Origin of the sequence: Moheibacter sp., from assembly GCF_049672845.1 — a bacterium.
GTDB lineage: Bacteria > Bacteroidota > Bacteroidia > Flavobacteriales > Weeksellaceae > Moheibacter.
The window spans coordinates 575,668-599,000 of record NZ_JBATWT010000023.1; the positions used below are offsets into that span (position 1 = coordinate 575,668).

Below are 23,333 nucleotides of genomic sequence, written 5' to 3' on the forward strand. Positions count from 1 at the left end.
ACATTTTCGGCAATGGGAAAATTGTATGCGTGTGTTTTTTGGATTTTCTACTTTGGATTTTTGTTTTCCCAGCAAACCGATTCGATTTATCTCGATGTGAAACTCGATTCCACTCGCCACGAACTTCATGTAAAACAAGAATTTGTTCTCTTAAATCAATCTCAGAAAACACTCACAGAAGTTTATTTGCACGCTTGGGCAAATGCTTATTCGGGTAAACTTACCGTATTGAACAAAGTCAAACTTCAGGACCGAAAAGGCGCTTTGCATTTTTCGGAACGGGAAGACCGCGGAGGCGCAAGAGATTTAATATTATTGAATGATGAAAATGATAAGATTCTTTACCAAGAACAAGAACGTGAATTCTTAAAAATTGAACTTGAAAAACCCTGGAAAAAAGGAGAAATCATCCGACTAAAAGCAGAATATACGGTGAAAATTCCCTTTGATGCCGTGACGCGCTATGGGCGAACTGAGAAAGGAAATTACTTATTGAAATATTTTTTTCTACAGCCCGCAACCCTGAATTCAAACGGAAATTGGGTACTTCAACATTACAAAGATTTTGAGGAACTTTCTGCTTATCCTTCTTATTATCAGTTGAAAATTGAGTATCCCGAAAATTATTTGATCTCAACCGATCTTGAAAAAAATGAAGAATTCTGGACGGCTGGAAATCTGGAACATTTCAGGATTTATTTAACCAAAAATAAAGAAGAAAGACATTCTTATTCGGATGAAATTTCAGGATTAAATGTAGATTTTGGCTTTGGATACGACAGCATTGAAAAGCCGATCATTGATTCGATTTTACCTGCTCAGATTCAGTTTCTCAAAGAACATTTGGGAGAACTTCCTTCTGATAAATTATTCATTTCATACAAAACCAAAAAGGAACAGGAATATTTCGGTGTCGATGATTTGGATGCCTGGCTTTTTGAAGTGAAATTATTTACCGAAGAGGAAAAAAATGCATTGAAACTATTTCAAATTCTGAGTTACGAATACATCGACCGACTTTTTTCGGTCAATAAAATCGAGGATCACTGGCTCAAAAACGGACTGCAATTTTACCTGATGATGAAATATGTGGACGAAAATTTCCCTAAATTAAAACTCGCCGGACATCTTCCCGACAATATAAAATTACTGGGAATTAAGCCTTTGTATTTCTTTCACGCCGCCCGATTGAAAATGAACGATCGCTATAAATTTCTGTATCTTTATTTGTCGCGACAGAATTATGACCAGCCGATCAATACGCCATTTGATGAGTTGAGCAATATGAACCAGATTGCGATGAGCGGTTTCAAAACCGGTTTGACTTTTTACCTGATGGACGAATATCTGGAAAACGGAACTTTCTACGAAATGGTTAAAAATTTCAGTGAAGCAAATCGTGGAAAACATATTTCGCAAATGGATTTCAGGAATTATCTGATTGAAAATTCGCCCAAAGATTTAACTTGGTTTTTTGAGGATTATATTGATAAAAAAGACAAAATTAATTTCAAACTCGTCAATGCAAAAGAGACGGATGAGGGTTTGGAAATTAAAATCAAAAACAAAACAGAATTTTCCGGTCCGTTTCAGGTGGTGGCTTCCAAAAGTGGAATTCCTGTGGCCGAAGAATGGTTTACTTCCAAAGAAAAAAAGACAATTGTTTCTTTTCCCAAAGGCGATTATGACAAAATCGAACTCAACCCGGGGTATCTTTTTCCGGAATTTAACGACCGAGATAATTTCATCCGAACCCGAGGTTTTTTTAAAAATGGGAAGAAACTGCAGTTTAAATTATATTCCGATATCGAAAATCCGGAATATTCCCAGATTTTTATGAACCCGCAAATTCGTTGGAACAATTACGACAAATTCCTGATTGGGATGAGGTTTCACAATCAATCCCTGCTGACGCGACCTTTTAAATGGAACATCACGCCGAAAATTTCTACCGGAACCGGAAAAATTGCCGGAAGTGGTGGAATTCAGAATACGTTTACACCGCAAAAATCGATTTTCCGTTCGATAACTTTGGGCGCTTCAGCCAAATATGAACATTACGACCGTGATTTAACTTATCTCAAATGGTCGGGTTATCTGATGACGAGTTTCAAAAAAGATCCGCGGGAAACCCTTTCGCACGGATTTATTTTCAGTTATGACAATCTGGACAAGGAAGTGCCGGAATTTGAAATTCAAACCGATGAGGACCAATACGGTTTGTGGAATTTGACCTATTATTATTCCAAACCCGATTACATCAATGAGTCGTATGGTTCGATGACTTTGCAAACGACGGAGTCTTTTCAGAAAGTGATGGGTGAAATTCATTATCGTTGGCGGTTTGCACCCAAAAAGCAATTGAGCGTCCGAGTTTTTGCGGGAAGTTTCATTCAGAATAAAAGCAATACCGATTATTTCAATTTTGGGGTGAGTAAAGTTTCGGATTATGCATTCAACCTGAATTTATTGGGGCGTTCGGAAAGTTCCGGGATTTTGAGTCAGCAATATGTGATGGCCGAAGCCGGTTTTAAATCACAGTTGGATTTTACGGTCAATCAATGGATTGTATCAACGAATGTGGATTATCCGGTGCTGAATATGCTCGATATTTATGCCGATTTCGGTGTTTACAAAAATAAATTTCAACACGCAGAATTCATTTATGATACCGGAATTAAATTCAAGGTCATCCCCGATTTTCTGGAATTTTATCTGCCCGTTCAGTCTTCACTCGGATTTGAACCTGCGATGGATAAATATTGGGAAAGAGTTCGGTTTACGTTTAATTTCAACCTGAGTAGTATCATTAATTATTTGAGAAGAGGGTGGTATTAGAATTTAGGATTTCAAACTGAGTAATTTACCGGGATTTTGATTGACATTGAAAACATCCAAAATGATTACATCATTTTCAGTTCTTTCATAAATGATTTAAAGTTTTAATAACCATTTCGGCGTTTTGGGGACTATCTTCGAAGATGTAGTCGTAAATATTTGCTAAACTTTCTCTTGATCGCTTTGACCATCAGACTTTCATCGTTTGTCTTGATTTAAGACATATTCCAATACTTCTTCAGAGGAAAAAGTTTGAGCACCGTTTTTTATTTCTTCACTAATTTCTTTTAGTGATCGGATGTATTGCTCTTTTGTCAAAGCCTCTCCCTTTGTAGTATAGGCGACTATTTCTTCCGAAGCGAAATTGGCTTCAGAACGTAAAACTTCTTTTATTTCCTGTAAAATAGAAACTTTATCTACTTCCATCAGCATTTTGATTAATTCCAATTTTGTTGCCTGAATATCCATCGTGAAATGTTTACGTAAAGATAAGAATTTTTGAATTTATGACTTTTGGTTATTGTCTGAATCCTTATTTTCCGAATTTCTCGGATGATATTTTAGCACAGCTTCGCGGATCATCGTATCGTCCAGATGAGTGTAAATTTCGGTAGTGGTAATGCTTTCGTGCCCAAGCATCATTTGGATGGAACGAAGGTCGGCTCCGTTTTTCAACAAATGCGTGGCAAAGGAATGTCGGAAGGTGTGCGGACTGATTTTTTTGCGAATTCCGGCTTTTTCGGTCAGTTGTTTGATGATGGTGAAAATCATCACCCGCGTAAGTTTTTTTCCTCTTCGGTTCAGGAAAAGATAATCTTCAAATCCTTTTTGAATGGGAATATGCACCCGAATTTCGTTTCGGTAAATATTGATGAATTTAATGGTGTAATTCGAAATCGGAATTAACCTTTGCTTGTTTCCCTTGCCGATTACCCGAATGAAATTTTCTTCAAAAAACAAATCCGAAAGTTTTAATTCCGTCAGTTCAGAAACCCTAAGTCCACATCCATAAAGCGTTTCGAGAATGGCGCGATTTCTTTCGCCTTCCGGTAAACTTAAATCAATTTGCGCAATTAATTGGTCAATCTCTTTTTCCGATAAAGTATCGGGCAGTTTCATTCCCAGTTTTGGGGTTTCCAGCAGTTCCGCCGGATTGTCGGCTCGCCATTCTTCCCATTGCAAATAATTGAAAAAACTTTTGACCGATGAAATCAATCGTGCCTGAGATCTTGGTGCAAAATTCTCTTTGGCGTACTGATAAAGAAATTCATCCAAATCAGACGATGAAACTTTCATTGGTGGATTTTCAGAAAAACTTTCCAACTTTCTTAAATCCCGTAAATAGGACTCAATCGTATTAGGCGAAAGAGATTTTTCGAGTTTTAGGTAAGTCCGGTATTCAGAAAGCGCTTCTTGCCAGTCCATTTTAAGATTTTGTTTCCAGTTCCAGTACGCGTTGGATCATATTGTCTTCCGGCCACCAAGCTTTGTAAAGCGCATTGGTTCCGAAAAGTTCTTCCGCAATCGCCGAACGGATGAAATTCTTCATCAAAGCTTCTTCCTCCTCATTTACACGCTCCGGCAAAATACCCAAAGTACCGAGGTATTCTTCATAAATCGGTGTGATGTCGTTATGCTTCAAAAACCATTTTTCGTTCATCCAGAATGGATTGTAACGATTTTCCATAATTTTATTGAAGAAGAAATTCTGGTTGTTGTCCGAATAAGCGTTCTGCATAATCCAGCCTTTCAATTGGGTGGTATCGACCGCTACAAATTCATCCGGAATAATTCCGCCGCCGCCATAAACGATTTTGCCCGATGGTGTTTTGTATTCCAGTTCTTTATTGACTTTGATGCTGTCTTCCGAGAGGAGTTCGCCGCTTCGCACACGTCGGTACAGTTCTTCGGAATAATCCTGTTTTCCTTTGTCATAAGGACGCTGAATGGAACGCCCCGACGGTGTGTAATAATGCGCAACCGTCAGCCGGACTCTTGTTCCGTCACCCAGATGAATTTCCCGCTGAACCAATCCTTTTCCGTAAGATCGGCGCCCGATGATGGTCGCGCGACCGTATTCCTGCAAAGCACCGGCGACAATTTCGCTGGCAGATGCCGAACCTTCGTCGATCAAAACATAAATTTTTCCATCTTCAAAAAGACCTTTGTTGGTGGCATAAATGTATTTTCGTTTTTCTTCTTTGTCCTGTGTATAAACGATGAGTTCATTTTTTTTGAGGAATTCGTCGGCAATTTGTTCGGCCACTTTCATGATTCCGCCCGGATTTCCACGTAAATCCAAAACCAGAGATTTCATTCCCTGATTTTTTAAATCTTTGAGCGCATCGTGTACTTCGTCTGCCGATTTTTCTGCAAAACGAACCAGTTTGATGTAACCTAAATCTTCATTGATTTTGAAATGTGAAACCACACTTGGCAAAGGAACATTTCCTTTTTTGGCGTTCACAATGATTTCTGCTGAATTTCGTTTGAGTGTGAGGGCAACTTCATCCGAATTAATTTCATTGAATATTTTCTGCGCATTTTCGGAACTCATCCCCACAATGTTCACACTGTCAATTTTCAATACTTGATCTCCAATCATCAGATTTTGAAAATTCGGACTTTGACGTAAAACCTGGGTAATGGTCAAAGTATCATCCATTCTCCTGATTTGAACACCAATTCCCTGATAACTTCCGCTCATTTCGCGGGTTACTTTTTTCAGGGTTTCTTTGTTCAGGTAAGTGCTGTGTGGATCGAGTTGTCCTACAATCTGATTGATGGCCTTGTCCACCAGACTGTCGGTGTTCACTTCTTCCATATATTGGTCGTCAATCAGTGAGACCAATCGTCTGATTTTCTGTTCGTTGGCGCTGTATTCGAGTCCGACAAGTTTGTCGTTTTCGTCGATGGCAATGTCGTATTTTCTTCCGAGCATAAATCCCGCAAGCAAAATAATCAGCACCATTAGTACGAGGTTCAGGATTTTAAGGAATGTCCTCATTTTTTACAGTTCTTCTTCATTTATTTGCGTTAGTTTCACGTCTGCATTTCTCAAAAATTCTATTCCCGAATTGTCTTTGTATTCCTGTAGATAGACCACTCGCACAATTCCCGCCTGATGAATGAGTTTGCTGCATTCTTTGCAGGGTGAAAGTGTGATGTAAAGGGTTGCGCCTTTGCAGCTTTGCGTGGATGAAGCAACTTTTAAAATGGCATTGGCTTCGGCGTGCAAAACGTACCATTTGGTGTAGCCTTCATCATCTTCACAATGGTTTTCAAATCCGCTGGGCGTACCGTTGTATCCGTCTGAAATGATCATTCGGTCTTTTACAATTAAAGCGCCCACTTGTCTTCTTTTACAATGTGACAATTTTCCCCATTCCAAAGCCATTTTCAGATAGGCTTTGTCATACTTTAACTGTTTAGCTTCCTTCATAGCCGCAAGTTAGAAAAAGAATGAGAATGATTGATTTAATTAAGAAAATTTTAATGGTTTTCGGTGGGATGAGGAGGTCATGGCGAGGTACGAAGCCATCACGTGCATGATGAGAAGAAGATTGCTTTCGCTCGCAATTTTCATTTATGTTTGGTTTTAAACGGTTGAAAATTAAATGAATTTTTAAGGTGCAAATAGCAAATCTGAACAGCAGTAGCGTAGGATGAAAATCAATTTTACTTTTAATTTATCGTATCAACACGTGTGATACATCAATCTTACTTACCAACATAGTAACTTCTTAAAAAATAATAACTGCCTTCTTTCTTTCGAAAAATATCATATTTATTATTGTTTGCTTTTTTGGATATTGAATCTCCTATAGAGAGTGTGTCATTATTTATTAAAGTTATTTTATAATTGCTTTTAGTAATATAATCATAACTTCTTCCTCCTGTCCAATTATTATTTATAGAAACAATGGTTTCATTTATTTCATTTCCAATAATTCTTTTTCTCTCTAAAAATCCCTTTACTTCAAAAAAACAAATAAAACCAATTATTATTACTACAGGGATAAGGATTTTGTACCTCTTTTTCATTTATCGCATATTTTTAATACCTACTCTTAATGTCATAGCTTTTATAATATTCATACTTCCCATTACTTTTTCTGAAGATCTTGAATTTATATGAGAATGCTTCTTTTGAAATAGAATCCTCCCAAAACTGCGAGGTTATGTAAGCAGTGAACCTTGCGGGTGTTACCTTTCAACTACAAAAATAGGATATAAATATCAAGCATTTCTTGTTTTAATCGGATAGCTAAATCGATTTTTTAAGTACGAAGGAAGCGGTTCTTTCCACATCACTTTCCTCTCTTGTATAAACGATGTGAATTTTTTCCCCAACTTTGCTTTTGAAAAGTTCAATGATTTCGGGCAAGGTGATAGATTCACGTTTTTTACCTTCTACATAAATTACATTGGATTCCTGTGCATCAAACTTTTCTTGGAACTGATTAACCCGGAAAACGCTGATTTTCTTCTCATTAACCAAACGTATGGCATCTCCTTTTTTTAAACCTGCTTTATAGGCAGGCGAACCTTTCCTGATGTAAGCAACTTCGAGATAAGGTAAATCAGGATAAGGTTGATACAATTCCAATCCGGCGAGATTATAATGGTATTCATCTTTGAAATACTTGTTTTTCTTCACATATAAATTCCGGTTGCGGTAATCATAAATCGTGGTAAACCGGCGTAAAACTTCTGAGCCAACGGTTCCGTTTCGGTTGATCCGGGCTATGTTGGCAATGGAAATACTGTCGGGAAAAGAAGTGGTCAGGTTTTCGAGTTGATATTTGCCTAAATTCAATTGCGGAATCCGGGTTTTCTTTCCGTGTATTTCGCCGTTCAGTCCGTAACCCAAATAATCTTCAATAAAAGGACCTGAAATAACAATTTGGTTTTCAGGGTTTTCAAATAGCCAAAGTGCTTCTGAGCTTCCCGTGTCAATGAGTAAATTTAGTTCGACATTTTTATTGTTGATTTGGGAATCCAGTTTCAAATAAGGTTTTTTCCCTCGGATTTCGAGTGGAATTATCGTGTATTTATTCAGTCTTGTGCGCGAATGGAAGTATTCAGGATTGTAGAACGTGATTTTTTTCTGAACATAATTAACCTTTACTACGAAATCTTTCAGAATATCATATCCGAGTATGCCGTAAATGGGAATCCCAAACCTGCTGCTCAAATCAAATCCTTCTTCGAACAGTAATACAATGTCGGTCGTTTCCGAAGTTGCTTTTCCGATTTGAATGGAATTGTTTTTTGAAAGATAGGCTTCGAGATTCATAATGTCTTTTCCCAGTCCTGAAATGGTTACGGAATTTCCCTTTTTTAATTGGAAATGACGAATGGCGTTCAAGTTGGTGATGATGGTATAGGGCGAACCGGTGTCAATTGCAAAGTTCAAAGGAACCGAACCGTTGATGGAAATCGGAACGATGATGAGGTTGCCGACATCCTGAAAATAAACGGAAAATTTATTTCTGTCGTTTTCAATTTTAAAATCCTGTGCAAAATTTAGTTGCGACAGTAGCAGTATTATCAGAAACAACAGGCTATTTTTCCTTTTCATCAAATCTAATTTACAAAAGTTTTAAGTGGAAAAAGGTTAAAATTTTACTCCAATTCAAGTAAACCGAAGGAAATCAAATTCAGAAGTGAAATAATCCGTAGAAATTTAAATAAGACTTTGCTTGTCTTTGTAATTGAGAATCAGGAAAATAGTCGTTAGTGTTATAAATGCCCAGAGTGAACTTCCTCCATAACTGAAAAATGGAAGCGGAATTCCCACAGTCGGGAAAAGTCCCATTACCATTGCGATATTGATAAAGTAATGAATAAGAAATATGGTTGCGACCGAATAGCCGAAAAACCTTGAAAATTCACTTCGCTGGGATTCGGCGAGATAGTAAATTCTTAAAATAAATAATCCGTAGAAAATGACCAGAAGCGAACTTCCTACAAATCCCCATTCTTCTCCAACAGTACAGAAAATATAATCAGTTGATTGTTCCGGCACAAATTTTCCCATTTTTACCGTTCCCTGCAAATACCCCTTGCCTAAAAGATCACCTGAACCGATAGCGGTTTTGGAATAAAGAAGATTATACCCCGAAGTATCCCGGTACTTTTTCTCTCCTTCAAAAAGAACCATAATCCGTTCCTGTTGGTGTTTGGGCAATTCTGTGTAAATACTCGAAGAGAAAAGTGAAATTCCTGAAATGATAATAAAAACAACCGTTGCGATAATCGCCACTTCATAAGTCTGGTTGGAACCAAATTCAGAGCTGAACATTTTATAAGGCGAATCTGCATTGTCCCTCAAAATGAAATAGGAAACCGACAAAGCGGAAACTAGTGCCAAAACCAGTCCCAATGCCGAATAGAAATAAACATTGAAGGCCAGATTGGAAGGGTCGGCATAATGTTTGGCAGTTTCATCGGCAATTGCACCCAGTTCCGGGAAGAATGTCTGCATTAGCATCAGCAGGATAAAGAAAACAATGAGTCCGAGCTGAACGCCCATTATATTTTTGAGCAAAGTCCGGTTGTACGTAAAGGCAATAATAAAAAGACAGATAATGGTTGTCAAAAACCCAAGAGCCGTAAGTACATAATAAGCCGGATAAGAAATGGAAAGCAGGAAAAGAGCGCCTCCAATCACCGGAATAAATATATACCAAGCTGAAAATCCTTCACGGTAAAGTGCAACGATAAACGCACTGAAAACCAATACAGATCCCAAATCCGGTTGTAAAAGAATTAATCCTACCGGAATGGCTATAATGGTGAAAGCAGTGATAATCGTTCGCCTGGAATTTATTTCTACCGAAGGCGATGTGACATAATTGGCCAGGAGAAGTCCGGTGGCGAGTTTGGCCACCTCTGCGGGCTGGAAACTCACAAATCCGAAGTTGAACCAGGCTTTGGCTCCGTTAATTTCTTTTCCGAATATAAGTACAGCAATCAGAAGTACAATGGCACCGATGTATAAAATCGGACTGTAAACTTCAAAAAAGTTTGAAGTAGTAGAGGAAAGCGAAATCAGACCAAAAATTAGTACAAAACTTAATCCGAAGAAAAGCAGTTGTTTCATTCCTTTGTCGGGATCAACAGAATAGATGTTCATAATCCCGAAGGCTATGAGCACCAGACACATAATGATGGTGGTCCAGTCAATTCCTCTTAACGATCTGCTTTGGCTCACTGTTATCTGTTTTTAAACTGTCTTTTTTAACGGGTTCAACATACCATCCTTTTCTTTTCAGGTATTCAATCCACTGTTTTCTGTATTCTCCTTCTAAACTTCCGTTTACCATTCGTGTTTCCAAATGCGGACGTTTGATGGTATCTGTTAAATATTTTTCTGCAATCAGCGTGGACATGGGCGCAGCCCATCTTCCTCCCCAATAACCGTTTTCAACTATGACAGCCACTACAATTTTTGGGTCTTCCACAGGAGCAATCAAGGTGAAAAGCGAGTGATCCTGTCCGTGGGGATTCTGTGCTGTTCCGGTTTTTCCTGCTTGTGTAAATTCTTTTGTAATGTATGCTCGCGCAGTTCCGTTAGTGAAGACTTGCTCCATTCCTTCTATTACGGGAATAAAATGACGAGAATCTACGAGCGTTTTTTTTATTTGGGTAAAACGTGGATCGCTCTGAGATTCTCCATCAATTTCCTTCACGATGTGCGGTGTGTAAAAAGAACCTTTGTTGGCAATAATAGCTGTAAAATTAGCCATTTGGAGTGGAGTAGTGGTAATGTCTCCTTGTCCCATTCCGTTAAAAATCATCTGAAGCGGATTCCATTTTCCTTCACCATACCGATTGTTGTAAAAATTTCCAGAGGGAATGAGTCCTGAACTTCCGACAGCCAAATCATTGTTTAAATAAACACCTAAACCAAAGCTAGACATAATTTCTTTCCATTCGTCCATTCCTTTTGCATAGTCATTGGGATATTTCTGAACGATATCCCGATAGGCTTCGGAAAAATAATTATTGCAAGATTTAGCAATGGCAAGTCTCAATGAAATCGGGCGATAGTATTGTCCGCAGTGACAAGCGATTTTCATTCGTCCGTGTCGGAATCCATGTTTACATACATATCCGGTTGAGTCTGCGTGCAGGGTTCCCATTTGCAATCCTGCCAACGCCGTGATCATTTTGAAAGTTGATCCAGGCGGATAAGTTCCCTGGGTGGCACGATCATAATTGGGCATGGAAATCGTATCGCGTAATACTTCATTTCGGGTAACAGAGTTCAGGTAAAGATTTGGGTCAACTGTAGGTGCAGAAGCCATTGCAAGGATTTCGCCTGTTTTAGGATCAAGTGCTACGATGGCGCCTCTTTTATTTTGCAATAATTTTTCAGCATATTGTTGTAATTCGTAATCAATGGTCAGTGTGATAGTTTTTCCGCTTTTGGCTGGTTGGTCATATTCGCCGTCTTTATAAGGTCCTACCGATTTCATCAAGCGGTCGGCCACATAGTTTTTTACTCCTTTTACGCCTCTTAACTCTTTTTCGTAGGATTTTTCTACTCCGGAAATCCCGACCAAATCGCCCGGCCTGTAATAAGTTGAATCGGTTTTGATGTAGGCTTCGTTCGCTTCGTTGATGTAGCCCAAAATGTTTCCGGCGGTGTTTACCATGTATTTTCGTTCAGGTCTTTTCACGATGGACATGGACGGATAGAGGTAAAGTTGCTCCTGAATCCGGGCATAATTTTCTCTCGAAATATTTTTGACAAGCGGATAAGGAGAAAGCCCGCGGTAATGTTTTTCCTCTTTAATTTGCAATAATCTTTGGTGGAAGTCAGAAACTTTGATGCCCGCCATTTCGCAAAAATCAGCTGTGTCAAATTCCTCAGTAATCAAAGCTGGAATTACATTCAACTCATAACTATACGTATTACTTACAAGCAGAACTCCGTTACGGTCTAGGATGTCGCCACGGTTTGGAAAAATGATTTCCTGTTTGATGGAAGTGTTGATGGCGTTCAGTTTGTATCGGTCGGTGGAAAGTTGCAAGTAATACAACCGCCAGATAAACAATCCGATAATCATCAGCACTATGGCAGAGATCACATAAATCTTCTTCATCTTTCCGCTCTCTTTCTAAACAAAATTAAGTAGAAATAAACAAACAGAAGCGTAAATGCCGAACAGAAAACGGTTCTTTTCATAATTCCGCCGAAATTTGAAAAGGACAGACTTTCCATGAAGAACAATAGAAAATGATGAATGAAAACCATCAGAACCGTATAAAAAATCCATTGCCCCGCATTAAAATCGGAATAACGGAATTCTTCCAGTTCAAAAAATTTGGTTCCCGAAACCATTCGTATGATATGTTTACTCAAAAATCCGATTGTGATCGAAGCAAAAGCATGAATCCCCCCGGTGTCTTCAAATAAATCCACGCCCCATCCCAAAAGAAAACACAACAGCAAAAAAAGATATCGGTTGCGGTAAGCCGGATAGAGCAATATGAACAAAATGTAAATGTACGGCGTGGCAATATGGTTGAAATTGATCTTACTGAAAATCAATGCTTGCAGTAAAACCAAGAATACAATAATTACAATATTTCCTAAAAGTCTAAGGTTGAGCATTTTGAGCCGTGCTGTCTATTTTTTCTACTTCTTTTAATTCCTTTTTTTCAAGATTTACCACGACCTGCGCATAACGAAGTCGGGCAAAATCTTCTTTGAGTTTTACCAAAATGTCGAGTTCTCCGGTAACTTCATCAATTTCTGAATTGACTACGGTTCCCAACATAATTCCTCCGGGAATTACACCTGATTTCCCGTCGGTTTCAATGGTGTCTCCTTTTTCTACTTCAATGTATTTCGGAATTTCCTGAAGACGAGCATAGCGGGCATCTTTTCCGTCCCAGATTAGCGTTCCGAAATATCGGTTACTTTTGATTTGTGCAGTGATTTTGGTGTTCAGGTTCAGTGTGGACATTACCCGTGCATAATTTTCCGAAGTTTTATACACATATCCGATAACGCCATTTCCCGAAATCACGCCCATCCCTTTTTCAATTCCCTGTCGTGAACCTTTGTTGATGGTCAGCATATTGTGGTTTTTCATTACCGAATTATTGATGACTTCCACTGGCACAAAACGATAAGTCTGGTGAAATTCCAGATTGGTGATAGGGCCACTCGGAAGATTGGATTCAGATATTTCGCCTTTCAGTTTTTCCAGTTGCTTGCGCAATTCGGCATTTTCTTTTTGCAAATCACGGTTATCGTCTTTCAGATGGATGAATTGAGTGGCATTTGAAATCCGTTCATCTACATATCCACTGAATTGTGTACTTGTTTTGTCCAGCACCGCTTTATGATAAACCTTTTGCCTGAACATAAACAAAAAAGCAAGCAGGGACAATAAGACGTAAAAGAGAAACAATCCATTCTTGATGATGGGATTAAGGATGAATTGCATATCTCAATTATTTCATTAAGAAAGTAAACTTGTCAATATTTTTCAAAGCAATTCCGGTTCCGCGAACTACGGCTCTTAACGGATCATCTGCCAGGAAAACAGGCAATCCTGTTTTCTTGCTGATTCGCTGATCCAGTCCGCGAAGCATAGAACCACCACCGGCCATATAAATTCCGGTGTTGTAAATATCAGCAGCCAGTTCGGGCGGAGTTTGCGAAAGTGTTTCCATAACCGCATCCTCAATACGCAGAATCGATTTGTCGAGAGCTCTTGCGATTTCCTTGTAATTAACCGTGATTTCTTTTGGTTTTCCCGTGATCAAATCACGACCCTGAACCGCCATGTCTTCCGGTTCGTGCTCCAAATCTTCAATTGCTGCACCTACTTCGATTTTTACACGTTCTGCAGTTCTTTCACCAATATACAGATTGTGATGACTTCTCAGATAGTAGGCGATGTCGTTTGTGAAAACATCTCCGGCAATTTTTACTGATTTGTCACAAACAATTCCTCCCAGCGCCAAAACCGCGATTTCAGAAGTTCCACCTCCTATATCGATGATCATATTTCCTTTTGGAAGCTGAACGTCAATTCCTACCCCGATTGCAGCTGCCATCGGTTCGTAAATCAACCTTACGTCTTTTGCATTCACGTGTGCAGCAGAGTCTTTTACCGCACGTTTTTCAACTTCAGTAATTCCAGAAGGAATACAAATCACAATGCGAAGTGAAGGCGAGAAAAACTTTCCGCGAATCCCCGGAATCTGTTTGATGAATTCACGGATCATGAATTCAGAAGCTTCAAAATCTGCAATTACTCCATCTTTCAGCGGACGGATGGTTTTGATATCGTCGTGGGTTTTACCTTGCATGTGCTTGGCCTTTTCCCCTACGGCGATCACTTTATTGGTTCGCCTGTCAATAGCAACGATTGACGGGCTGTCAACTACAACTTTGTTGTTATGAATAATTAGTGTGTTGGCCGTTCCCAGGTCAATGGCAACTTCCTGCGTAAAAAAATTAAATAATTTCATTTAAACTCTAAAACTTTTATTCTTTGTAAGAGGTTACAAAAATAGATAATTTATAACGAGTTTAGGTGGCTAAAAATTGTCTTTTTTAAGAAAAAATGAAGAATTATGAACATTTGATGTTAATTCCGACATCGAATCCTCCAATAAATTGATTATCAGAATTATAAAATTCGTCTTATCACTCTGAGTTTATGCGAATAAGTTTGAGTGTCTGTGTTGAAAATTCCGGTAATGTCAATAGGGTCGATTCTCACCTTTCCATGCGAATGAATGATTTTGTTTTCATCCAGAATTATTCCTACATGAATAATCCTCCCTTCCGGATTATCAAAAAATGCAAGGTCGCCTGGTTCTGCTTCTTCCACAAAACTCAAAGCTTCGCCGATTTCTGCTTGCTGATAAGCATCCCGAGGTAGTTTCACACCACAAAATTTATAAACTTGTTGAACGAAACCGGAACAATCTATCCCAAAAACTGATTTTCCACCCCAGAGGTAAGGCGTGTTTAGATACATAGACACCAAATTTGGGATGTCGGATTTTGTGAAATTTCCTTCGTGGAATTCACCTAGATATTCGATTTCTTTATTTCCGAATTTGATTTTTCCTTCGTTGAGATTGCAAAGATTAGCAGCCATCGGAAGTGTCAAAGGCATATCATTTTCCACTGCAAGGTTGAAGCTTTCCGATGCAAATTTGTCGTTTTGAAGGGTGTTGAATTCTTCTTCCGTGATTTCCAGAAATTGTTTCTGATCAGCCCAACCTTCATACCCGTCAAAATCAGCTTTAATTTTGATCCAGTTTTTTTTTGTTTCCAGAACTTCTGCTTTTTCACCAAATAAAATCTGGGTTACCATTTCCGAACGGTCGGAAGGTTCGGCGCGCAAAGGCGATACACTGACCTGACAAACTGCGTATTTCATGCTGAAATTTAGAATTTTTAATTAGAATTCAAAAGAAATCAGTTTTTTCTTATTAAACTGATGCCATCCCGAACCGGCAAAATGATGGATTCAACTCTCGGGTCTTTTGCGGTTAATTCATTGAATTCCTTCAGAATTTTGGTATCCTTATCATTGGCTTTGGTTTCCTGCAAAACTTTTCCGTACCAGAGAACATTGTCAGCAAGAATTACACCCCCAGGATTCATTTTTTCCAAAACCTTTTCGTAATAATTTATGTAATTCGATTTATCGGCATCGATGAAAATCAAATCAAATTTCTCGTCCAATTCATCCAAAACATCCATCGCATTTCCGATTCTGAATTCAATTTGCTGAGAATAATCGGACTCGGCAAAATATTTCTTGGGAAGATACATCAGTTCTTCATTTCGGTCGATGGTGATGATTTTCCCGTCTTTTGACAAACCTTCGGCCAAACATAAAGTGGCATAACCGGTGAAAGTTCCAATTTCCAGAATTCTATTGGGACGAATTAATTTCGAAATCAAACTTAACAAACGTCCCTGATATCCACCTGAAAGCATTTGTGGCTGAGTCGTTTTCTGAAAAGTTTCTTTCTCAAGCTTTTTCAATAAATCAGTTTCAGGGGAAAAATGTAAGGAAAGGTAATTTTCCAGTTCTTGTGATAAAATATCCATTCAAATCCTTTTAATCCCAACAAAAATACAGCTTTCGCTAAAATTATTTTGTATTTTTATCGGCAATCAAAACAAACGAAATGATTAATAAGAAAGTAGATAATGTTCAAGTTGCATTGGAAGGAGTTCAAGACGGAATGACTTTTATTGTTGGAGGGTTTGGTCTTTGCGGAATTCCCGAAAATATCATTGCGGAACTTGTTCGCTTAAATGTGAAAAATATTACTTGTATTTCCAACAATGCCGGCGTGGATGATTTTGGACTGGGATTGTTGTTGAAACAAAAACAAATCAAAAAAATGATTGCTTCCTACGTAGGTGAAAATGCTGAATTTGAACGTCAGATGTTGAGCGGTGAAATGGAAGTGGAGCTTACGCCACAAGGTACGCTTGCTGAAAAATGTCGAGCAGCTCAACATGGTTTTCCAGCTATTTGGACGCCTGCCGGATTTGGAACGGAGGTGGCCGAAGGAAAAGAAACTCGTGAATTTGATGGGAAAATGTATGTATTGGAAATGGCTTATAAAGCCGATTTTTCCTTTGTCAAAGCTTGGAAAGGCGATGAAGCCGGAAATCTAATTTTCAAAGGAACCGCAAGAAACTTCAATGCACCAATGACCGGAGCCGGAAAAATAACAGTGGCAGAAGTAGAAGAACTCGTTCCTGCCGGTGAATTGGATCCGAACCAAATTCACATTCCGGGGATTTTTGTCCAGCGGATTTTCCAGGGAGAGAAATATGAAAAGAGAATTGAGCAGAGAACCGTTCGACAAAGAGTTTAAGGTTCAAAGTTTAAAGTTAATTTGAGGAAAGATTCTAAATCTGAAATCTAACAATCAACACAGAAAAAAAAAGATGCTTACAAAAGAACAAATCGCACAAAGAATAGCCAGAGAGCTGAAAGATAAATATTACGTCAACCTGGGAATCGGTATTCCGACTTTGGTGGCCAATTATATTCCGCAAGGAATTGAAGTGGAGTTCCAGAGTGAAAACGGTGTACTTGGAATGGGACCTTTCCCTTTTGAAGGCGAGGAAGATCCCGACCTGATCAATGCGGGAAAACAAACCATCACCACTATGCCGGGCGCCGCTTTTTTTGATTCGGCGATGAGTTTTGGGATGATTCGTGGAAAACATGTGGACTTGACGGTTCTCGGAGCGATGGAAGTAGACCAAAATGGAGACATCGCCAACTGGAAAATTCCTGGAAAAATGGTGAAAGGAATGGGCGGTGCAATGGATTTGGTAGCTTCGGCCGAAAATATCATCGTGGCGATGATGCACACCAACAAAGCCGGAGAGTCCAAACTTCTGAAAAAGTGTACACTTCCTTTGACCGGTGTAAATTGCGTGAAAAAAGTGGTAACTGATCTCTGCGTGATGAGCATTGAAAACGGGAGTTTCCGATTGCTGGAAAGAGCACCGGGCGTTACTGTTGAACAAATTCAAAAGGCTACCGAAGGAGATTTAATCGTAGAAGGAGAAATTCCGGAGATGGTTTTTTAATTTGAAAATCTTCTATTGTCATTCCGACGAAGGTGGAATCTACAAGTTAATTCAAAATAAAATATGCACGAACAGTTTTTTACTTGTCCGCATTGTTGGGAAGAGATATCGATGTTGATAGATACATCGGTTTCTTTTCAGAAATATGTAGAAGATTGTGAAGTATGTTGCAATCCTATCGAAATAACCGCAACTTGTGAAAACGGAGAATTGATTGGGTTAAATGTCAGTAAGATAGATTGAAAAAGGCTTCCTTTTGGAAGCCCTTTTCATTTATAATTTAAATCTTAATTGGCGACTTTATATACATATAGTGAAACTTTGTTGTCAGTGAGAAGTCCGAGGTCTACACCATCCGTTTCTACTGCAAAAGTAAGTGTGTCACCGGCATTTAGTTGTACTATAGAACTAAGGTTTGTGGATGTTACAGGCACCGTAGCCAGATTGATAACACCTACAACAACCCGAACGGCATCGAATTCTTTTTCATGAATAACATCTCCATTTTTAATTAATCCCAAACTTTTATTACCAAGTAAGTCAATGTTCACCCCACTTTGGAGTTGAAACTCATAATTCACCATATAAACGCCCGAGCTTGGTGCGGTGTAGGTGCCGTTTACAAAATGAGTAGGATCTCCAATAGTAGTATCTCCGCTGCTTAAATTAATTCTGTTCCAGTTGGTGCCGGATATACCTAAATCTAAGAGTGACCAACCGCCATCACTTTCAGCTGCATAGGCAGTAGCGGCAGTGAAATAAGAAGAGCTTATTTGAGAAATTTCGTGATCTCCCGATGTTGACTGATCTTTTACCAATATATAATGGTCACTGGTAAGTGAGCTTACTTCCGGAGTGGTTCTAATCTTAACGTTTCCATTTACATCCAAAGTAGCTTGAGGGTCATCTGTGCCAATCCCTACTTGGGCATAGCCTGTAATGCCAAAACCAATGGATAGGATGAAGAGTGTAAATTTGTTTTTCATGTTATTGAGTTTTTAATGTTTCACGTTTTAACCAACGGAAATATAAAGACGCAAAAAGAATCTTTATAAGTTGTCAGTCCTATAAAGATTAGGTTAATAGGAAATTTGACTAATTTAGGACAAATCAATTTAAATTAAAAATAAAATAAAGACATTTTTTTGTGATTGAATTATTTTACATCAAAAGCATCGCGGAGTACATTCCCAAACACATTAAATGCCAGTACAATTATCATAATAGAAATGCCGGGAAACAAGGCCAGATGAGGTTCACCGATAATGATGTGTGAATAATTTTCTTTGATTAAATTTCCCCAGGAAGGAGTAGGAGGCTGCGCACCGATTCCCAAAAAGCTGAGTCCGCTTTCAACCAAAATAGCTGCTGCGAAATTAGCCGCAGAAATTACAATGACAGGTGCTAGGATGTTGGGTAGGATTTCCTTAAAAATAATCCGCCTGTCGCTGAATCCAAGAGCTCTGGCGGCTTCTACAAATTCTCTTTCACGGTAACTGATAAATTGTCCGCGGACTACTCTGGCAACTTCCACCCACATCGTCAGGCCGACTGCGACAAATATCTGCCAGAATCCTTTGCCCAATGCAAGCGTGATAGCAATGACCAAAAGCAATGTAGGAATTGACCAAACAACATTGATGAGCCACATGATGATGTCATCCGTTTTCCCACGATAATATCCGCCGATTGCGCCAATCGGAATTCCAACTACCAGTGAAATGAAAACGGCTATGAATCCGATCAGGAAAGAAATCCGAGTTCCGATTACCAATCGGGAGAAAAAGTCTCTTCCATAAGAATCAGTTCCCAAGATGAATTTTTTGTCGTAGATGAAATCCTGTTCGATTTCCTGGTGGGAAATACCTTTTTCTGTCCATTCTTTCAAGGAAATTCCGGTAGTTTCGCCAGAGAAACCTTCACCCAAATAAGGCGTGTAAAGGATGGAGTCTTTCCGCATTTCATAAGAATTAATGGCAATCTGATCGGTTTCAACTTGTTTGCCAAAAAAGAAATCCTTAATTGAATTCGTTTTTGTGTAATTTTCGAGCGGAACCTCCAGAATCTTTTGGGTATAACCCATAGGTTTATGAGCCAGAATCACATTCTGCTGATTGGCGTCTGTGACTTTGTCAGAGGAAATTCCATAGGCGAAAATCGTCACCAAAGCTGCCAGCACAATCAAAGAAAATGAAATAATCCCAAGCGGATTTTTTTTGATTTTGCGAACAGCATTCTGGTTAAATGAGCCTGTAGGTTTTTCCATTCCCGTTAAGAAATATCTTTCAGAATATTGACAGACTCTTCCAAATAGAAATCATTGGACAAGTTTTTATGCCAGTCTTTTCTTCTTTCGCGAAGCACTGTGTCATTTTCAAATTTCGGAAGCTCAAAAGCCGGTGAAGAAATTTTCAATTTGGTTTTGTACACTTCAAGTGAATCGAATTGTTTGGCAAATTCTTCACGGTTTTTCCTGTCAGCTTTAAATTTCTCGATATTTAATGGGATCCGATCAATTTTATCAAGATCCTGATAATATCTCGCAGCTTTGTCAATCAAGCCGAGATAAGCATGATTTTTCAACCTTGCTTCACTTTTTGCTTTTACCATATCTAAATCAAAAGTTTGACTCCAAGGCTCAAATTTAACCGGTTTGATCTGATCCCAAGGTAATGCATCGTGCGAATTGGATTCACTGATGTCAGCGTAAGTTAATAAATCAGTCATCACAATATCAGGTGTTACACCTCTTAACTGAGTTGAACCTCCGTTCACACGATAAAATTTCTGAATGGTAAGTTTGAGGGCACCGTATTCGTCCGGGTTGAAAGTACGTTGGTCAAGCGGAATAAATGTTTGAACAGTTCCTTTTCCAAAAGTCTTATGACTTCCCACGATTACCGCACGACCATAGTCTTGCATAGCCGCTGCCAGGATTTCAGATGCCGATGCCGACAGCTCATTGACCATGATTACAAGTGGGCCATCATATAGAACCGAAGGATCTTTATCCTCGTGAATTCTCAGTTGTCCGTCACTTCGTTTTACTTGAACAATCGGGCCTTTTGGGATAAATAAACCAGCGATTTCAACCACTTCTTCCAATGATCCGCCACCGTTGTAGCGGATGTCAAAAATTAATCCTTTTATGTTTTCTTTTTTCAGTTCGTTGATTTCTTTGGTGATATCGTCCGAAGGATCACGGCCGTTTCTGTCGTTGAAATTTGTATAGAATTCAGGCAGATAAATAATTCCGTATTTATTACCTCCGTCCTCGATGATTGCGCTTCGGGCGAAAACTTCATCTTGTTCGATTACATCACGAATCAGTTTTACGTCTTTGCTTGTTCCGTCTTTCTTCTTCACAGTAAGCGTAACTTCGGTTCCTTTTTTACCTCGAATGTGCCGAATGGCTTCGTCTAAAAGCATCCCGACTATGTTGACCGCATCTTCGCCTTTTTGTTTCACATGCGTAATCTGGTCGCCCACTTCAATTTGTCCGTCTTTCCAGGCAGGTCCCCCGATTACGAGTTCCATGATGGTCGCATAACCTTTTTTGTCCTGAAGTCGGGCACCGATTCCTTCTAATTGTCCGGAAATATTTACATCGAAATCATCTTTATCGTCAGGTGAAAAATAACTTGTATGCGGATCATATTTTTCGGTAAACGAATTAATGTAATGCGTTAAATATCGATCTTTTTTAAGCTGCGCTTGTCTTCTGAAGAAATCGGCAATGGTTTCTGAAACCGTTTCTCTTGCTTCTTTTTCAAGTTCTGCAAAAGGCTTATTCATTTTAGTTGAGTCTTCTTGCAGTCGAATTATTTCTGTTAAGGTGTTGTATTTTAGGTATTTTCTCCAAAGGTCTTTGGCTTCTGCTTTGGATTTTGCATACTGAATAGCATCATCTCCAATTGGAAAGTCTTCGTCTTTTGAGAAATCAAAAGGTTCTTTTAAAATATCTTCTGAATATTCTTTTGCTTCTTTATATCGTTGAAACAATGTATCGATAGTTGCATGGAAAAATCTTAGATCCTGATTATTGAAATAATCATCCAGATTGTGAAAATCCTTTTTGAATTCCTCATAATCCGACTGAAGTAAGTATCTTTTGTTGGGGTCAATTTTTTCGAAATACATATTAAAAACATCTTCGGAAAAACTATCATTGATTATCTGTGGCCGATAATGCATATAAGTCAGTGTATTCCGTATGTTTTTAATAATAGTTTTAATTTTTGTATCATCAGTTTGATTTCCTGGGGTGCAAAAGCAAAAGGCCAGAAAACACATAGAAAGAAACGACAACAGTACAAATGTTTTTTTCATCAGCATATAAAATCCTTGTTAGGTAATGTTTAATTTTAGAAACAAATTTAGAGCCAAAAAATAGTTTAAGTAAATTTGGGCAAAAAACATTCAAATATAAATGAAATCTAAGGAAAAACCATTGATTCTGGTAACAAATGATGACGGAATTACAGCGCCGGGAGTTCGTGCGCTGGTACAGATGATGAACGAAATAGGTGAGGTTTATGTAGTAGCGCCCGACAGCCCTCAGAGTGGTATGGGGCATGCCATTACAATTAACTCGACTTTGTTTTGCGAAAAAATAAAAATAGACGAGGGTCCACAATCAGATCGGGAATGGGCTTGTTCAGGAACGCCAGTGGATTGTGTGAAGCTTGCCATCACCCGGATTCTTCCGCGCAGACCGGATTTATGCGTGTCGGGAATCAATCATGGTTCAAATTCTTCAATCAATGTGATTTATTCGGGAACCATGTCGGCGGCGGTGGAAGCGGGAATTGAAGGGATTCCTGCCATAGGTTTTTCGCTTTGTGATTTTTCTTACAGTGCAGATTTTTTTGCGGCCGAAGATTATATAAAAAAAATTGTGAAGGAATCCATTGATAAAGAAATGCCGAAGGGAATGGTTTTAAATGTGAATATCCCGAAACTTAGCAAAGATAAGCTGAAAGGAACTAAAGTCTGCCGACAGGCCAAAGCCGTTTGGGTAGAAGATTATGATGAAAGAAAAGATCCGCGCGGAAGAACTTATTACTGGCTGACCGGTAAATTTGAAAATCGTGACAAAGGGGAAGATACAGATGAACGTGCGCTTGAGGATGGTTTCATTTCGGTGGTGCCGATTCAATATGATATGACCGCACATCATTTCATCGCCGAAATGAGCCATTGGGATTTATGAAAATAACAAGAGCCGTTACAAACGGCTCTTGAATCAGGATTTTCAAAGGTTTATTTGCCAATGTTTTTGATGTCTTGGGCTGCTTTATCAGCTCCTTCCTTAACATCTTCAGCAGCATCTTTAACACCTTCTTTTGTGTTCTGATAAGCTTCAGATGTAGCTTCACCAACATCATTGGCTACTTTCTTTACGCCTTCAACAGCGTCTTTTGTGCCTTCTTCAACTGCGTCTGCAGTTTTGTTAGCTTGATTTTTTATTGCTTCCCAAGCAGCTTTGGCATCATCTCTGGCTTTTTGTGCTGCCTCTTGTGCTACCTGATCACCACTTTCTTTAGCTTCGATTAATCTTTGTTCGGCATCTTTCAGGTTTTGTTCAGCTCGTTCCCAATCAGAATCATAAGAGTAAACGGTGTCAATGGCTTCAATAGTGTCGTTGGGGTAATTATTATCTAAATTTTCATTCTGATTTTTTGGTTCACATGAATTTAAAGTGAAAACACTCAAAGCAATTGCTGAGATACTTAGGATTAATTTTTTCATAATAAAACCCGTTGTGCATTATGAATTAATAAAAAAAAAGTTGTTCATCTGATTGAAAATCAGTAAATTGTTTTAACCACAAAACATTTACAATGAACAACTTACATGCAAATTACGAAAGAATTTTGGA

General features: G+C 38.8%; 22 protein-coding genes. 5 read left to right on the forward strand and 17 right to left on the reverse strand.

Translation table 11 applies throughout. From position 1 onward, the window contains the following. The first annotated feature begins 12 nt into the window (after positions 1 to 12). A complete protein-coding gene (locus tag WBF63_RS10350) occupies positions 13 to 2,838 on the forward strand; it encodes a hypothetical protein (protein WP_424369639.1) in 2,826 nt (941 codons plus the stop codon). A 198-nt stretch (positions 2,839 to 3,036) separates the two neighbouring features. On the opposite strand, the gene WBF63_RS10355 is transcribed toward WBF63_RS10350, so the two are convergent. The 13 genes from WBF63_RS10355 to WBF63_RS10415 form a co-directional block, all read right to left on the reverse strand. Beyond that, complete coding sequence (locus WBF63_RS10355) at positions 3,037 to 3,306, reverse strand: hypothetical protein (RefSeq protein ID WP_424369640.1); 270 nt, start codon at positions 3,304 to 3,306, stop codon at positions 3,037 to 3,039. Positions 3,307 to 3,342: 36 nt separating this feature from the next. After that, the gene (gene xerD / locus WBF63_RS10360; RefSeq protein WP_424369641.1) at positions 3,343 to 4,263 is read right to left on the reverse strand and encodes a site-specific tyrosine recombinase XerD; all 921 of its coding nucleotides are present in this window, start codon (positions 4,261 to 4,263) and stop codon (positions 3,343 to 3,345) included. Position 4,264: 1 nt separating this feature from the next. Next, positions 4,265 to 5,845 carry a S41 family peptidase gene (locus tag WBF63_RS10365; protein WP_424369642.1) on the reverse strand — a complete coding sequence of 527 codons (1,581 nt, stop codon included), beginning with the start codon at positions 5,843 to 5,845 and terminating at the stop codon, positions 4,265 to 4,267. A gap of 3 nt (positions 5,846 to 5,848) precedes the next feature. After that, on the reverse strand, positions 5,849 to 6,280 hold the full coding sequence (locus WBF63_RS10370) for a deoxycytidylate deaminase (RefSeq protein WP_424369643.1): 432 nt from the start codon (positions 6,278 to 6,280) through the stop codon (positions 5,849 to 5,851). A 278-nt stretch (positions 6,281 to 6,558) separates the two neighbouring features. Continuing rightward, complete coding sequence (locus WBF63_RS10375; RefSeq protein WP_424369644.1) at positions 6,559 to 6,882, reverse strand: hypothetical protein; 324 nt, start codon at positions 6,880 to 6,882, stop codon at positions 6,559 to 6,561. Between the two features lie 223 nt (positions 6,883 to 7,105). Beyond that, a complete protein-coding gene (locus WBF63_RS10380) occupies positions 7,106 to 8,422 on the reverse strand; it encodes an aspartyl protease family protein (RefSeq protein WP_424369645.1) in 1,317 nt (438 codons plus the stop codon). 105 nt (positions 8,423 to 8,527) lie between these two features. Then, positions 8,528 to 10,057: a rod shape-determining protein RodA gene (rodA, locus tag WBF63_RS10385; RefSeq protein WP_424369646.1), complete on the reverse strand. Its 1,530-nt coding sequence runs from the start codon at positions 10,055 to 10,057 to the stop codon at positions 8,528 to 8,530. After that, positions 10,026 to 11,954, reverse strand: a complete 1,929-nt coding sequence (gene mrdA / locus WBF63_RS10390) for a penicillin-binding protein 2 (RefSeq protein ID WP_424369647.1) — start codon at positions 11,952 to 11,954, stop codon at positions 10,026 to 10,028. Before mrdA ends, rodA begins: the two co-directional genes overlap by 32 nt. Continuing rightward, a complete protein-coding gene (locus WBF63_RS10395; protein WP_424369648.1) occupies positions 11,951 to 12,466 on the reverse strand; it encodes a rod shape-determining protein MreD in 516 nt (171 codons plus the stop codon). Before WBF63_RS10395 ends, mrdA begins: the two co-directional genes overlap by 4 nt. After that, a complete protein-coding gene (mreC, locus tag WBF63_RS10400; protein WP_424369649.1) occupies positions 12,453 to 13,307 on the reverse strand; it encodes a rod shape-determining protein MreC in 855 nt (284 codons plus the stop codon). Before mreC ends, WBF63_RS10395 begins: the two co-directional genes overlap by 14 nt. Positions 13,308 to 13,314: 7 nt before the next feature. Further along, on the reverse strand, positions 13,315 to 14,340 hold the full coding sequence (locus tag WBF63_RS10405; RefSeq protein WP_424369650.1) for a rod shape-determining protein: 1,026 nt from the start codon (positions 14,338 to 14,340) through the stop codon (positions 13,315 to 13,317). 161 nt (positions 14,341 to 14,501) lie between these two features. Beyond that, complete coding sequence (locus tag WBF63_RS10410) at positions 14,502 to 15,263, reverse strand: NlpC/P60 family protein (RefSeq protein WP_424369651.1); 762 nt, start codon at positions 15,261 to 15,263, stop codon at positions 14,502 to 14,504. A gap of 38 nt (positions 15,264 to 15,301) precedes the next feature. Beyond that, the gene (locus WBF63_RS10415) at positions 15,302 to 15,943 is read right to left on the reverse strand and encodes an O-methyltransferase (protein ID WP_424369652.1); all 642 of its coding nucleotides are present in this window, start codon (positions 15,941 to 15,943) and stop codon (positions 15,302 to 15,304) included. 80 nt (positions 15,944 to 16,023) lie between these two features. Here WBF63_RS10415 and WBF63_RS10420 point away from each other — a divergent pair, with 80 nt between their 5' ends. The 3 genes from WBF63_RS10420 (at position 16,024) to WBF63_RS10430 (ending at position 17,695) form a co-directional block, all read left to right on the forward strand. Beyond that, the gene (locus WBF63_RS10420) at positions 16,024 to 16,725 is read left to right on the forward strand and encodes a CoA transferase subunit A (RefSeq protein ID WP_424369653.1); all 702 of its coding nucleotides are present in this window, start codon (positions 16,024 to 16,026) and stop codon (positions 16,723 to 16,725) included. A gap of 73 nt (positions 16,726 to 16,798) precedes the next feature. Continuing rightward, a complete protein-coding gene (locus tag WBF63_RS10425) occupies positions 16,799 to 17,452 on the forward strand; it encodes a CoA transferase subunit B (protein ID WP_424369654.1) in 654 nt (217 codons plus the stop codon). Positions 17,453 to 17,515: 63 nt separating this feature from the next. Continuing rightward, positions 17,516 to 17,695, forward strand: coding sequence for a CPXCG motif-containing cysteine-rich protein (locus WBF63_RS10430; RefSeq protein WP_424369655.1), 180 nt, complete (start codon positions 17,516 to 17,518; stop codon positions 17,693 to 17,695). A gap of 44 nt (positions 17,696 to 17,739) precedes the next feature. On the opposite strand, the gene WBF63_RS10435 is transcribed toward WBF63_RS10430, so the two are convergent. The 3 genes from WBF63_RS10435 to WBF63_RS10445 all read right to left on the reverse strand — a co-directional run bounded on the left by WBF63_RS10435 (position 17,740) and on the right by WBF63_RS10445 (position 21,781). Next, entirely contained in the window at positions 17,740 to 18,438 is a 699-nt protein-coding gene (locus WBF63_RS10435) for a hypothetical protein (RefSeq protein WP_424369656.1), read from the reverse strand. A gap of 170 nt (positions 18,439 to 18,608) precedes the next feature. Continuing rightward, positions 18,609 to 19,718: an ABC transporter permease gene (locus WBF63_RS10440; RefSeq protein WP_424369657.1), complete on the reverse strand. Its 1,110-nt coding sequence runs from the start codon at positions 19,716 to 19,718 to the stop codon at positions 18,609 to 18,611. Positions 19,719 to 19,723: 5 nt separating this feature from the next. After that, the gene (locus tag WBF63_RS10445) at positions 19,724 to 21,781 is read right to left on the reverse strand and encodes a carboxy terminal-processing peptidase (protein WP_424369658.1); all 2,058 of its coding nucleotides are present in this window, start codon (positions 21,779 to 21,781) and stop codon (positions 19,724 to 19,726) included. Positions 21,782 to 21,881: 100 nt separating this feature from the next. On the opposite strand from WBF63_RS10445, the gene surE reads away from it, so the two are divergent. Beyond that, positions 21,882 to 22,664: a 5'/3'-nucleotidase SurE gene (surE, locus tag WBF63_RS10450; RefSeq protein ID WP_424369659.1), complete on the forward strand. Its 783-nt coding sequence runs from the start codon at positions 21,882 to 21,884 to the stop codon at positions 22,662 to 22,664. 50 nt (positions 22,665 to 22,714) lie between these two features. Here surE and WBF63_RS10455 read toward each other — a convergent pair whose 3' ends face one another. Continuing rightward, positions 22,715 to 23,203 carry a hypothetical protein gene (locus tag WBF63_RS10455; RefSeq protein ID WP_424369660.1) on the reverse strand — a complete coding sequence of 163 codons (489 nt, stop codon included), beginning with the start codon at positions 23,201 to 23,203 and terminating at the stop codon, positions 22,715 to 22,717. Positions 23,204 to 23,333 lie beyond the last annotated feature (130 nt).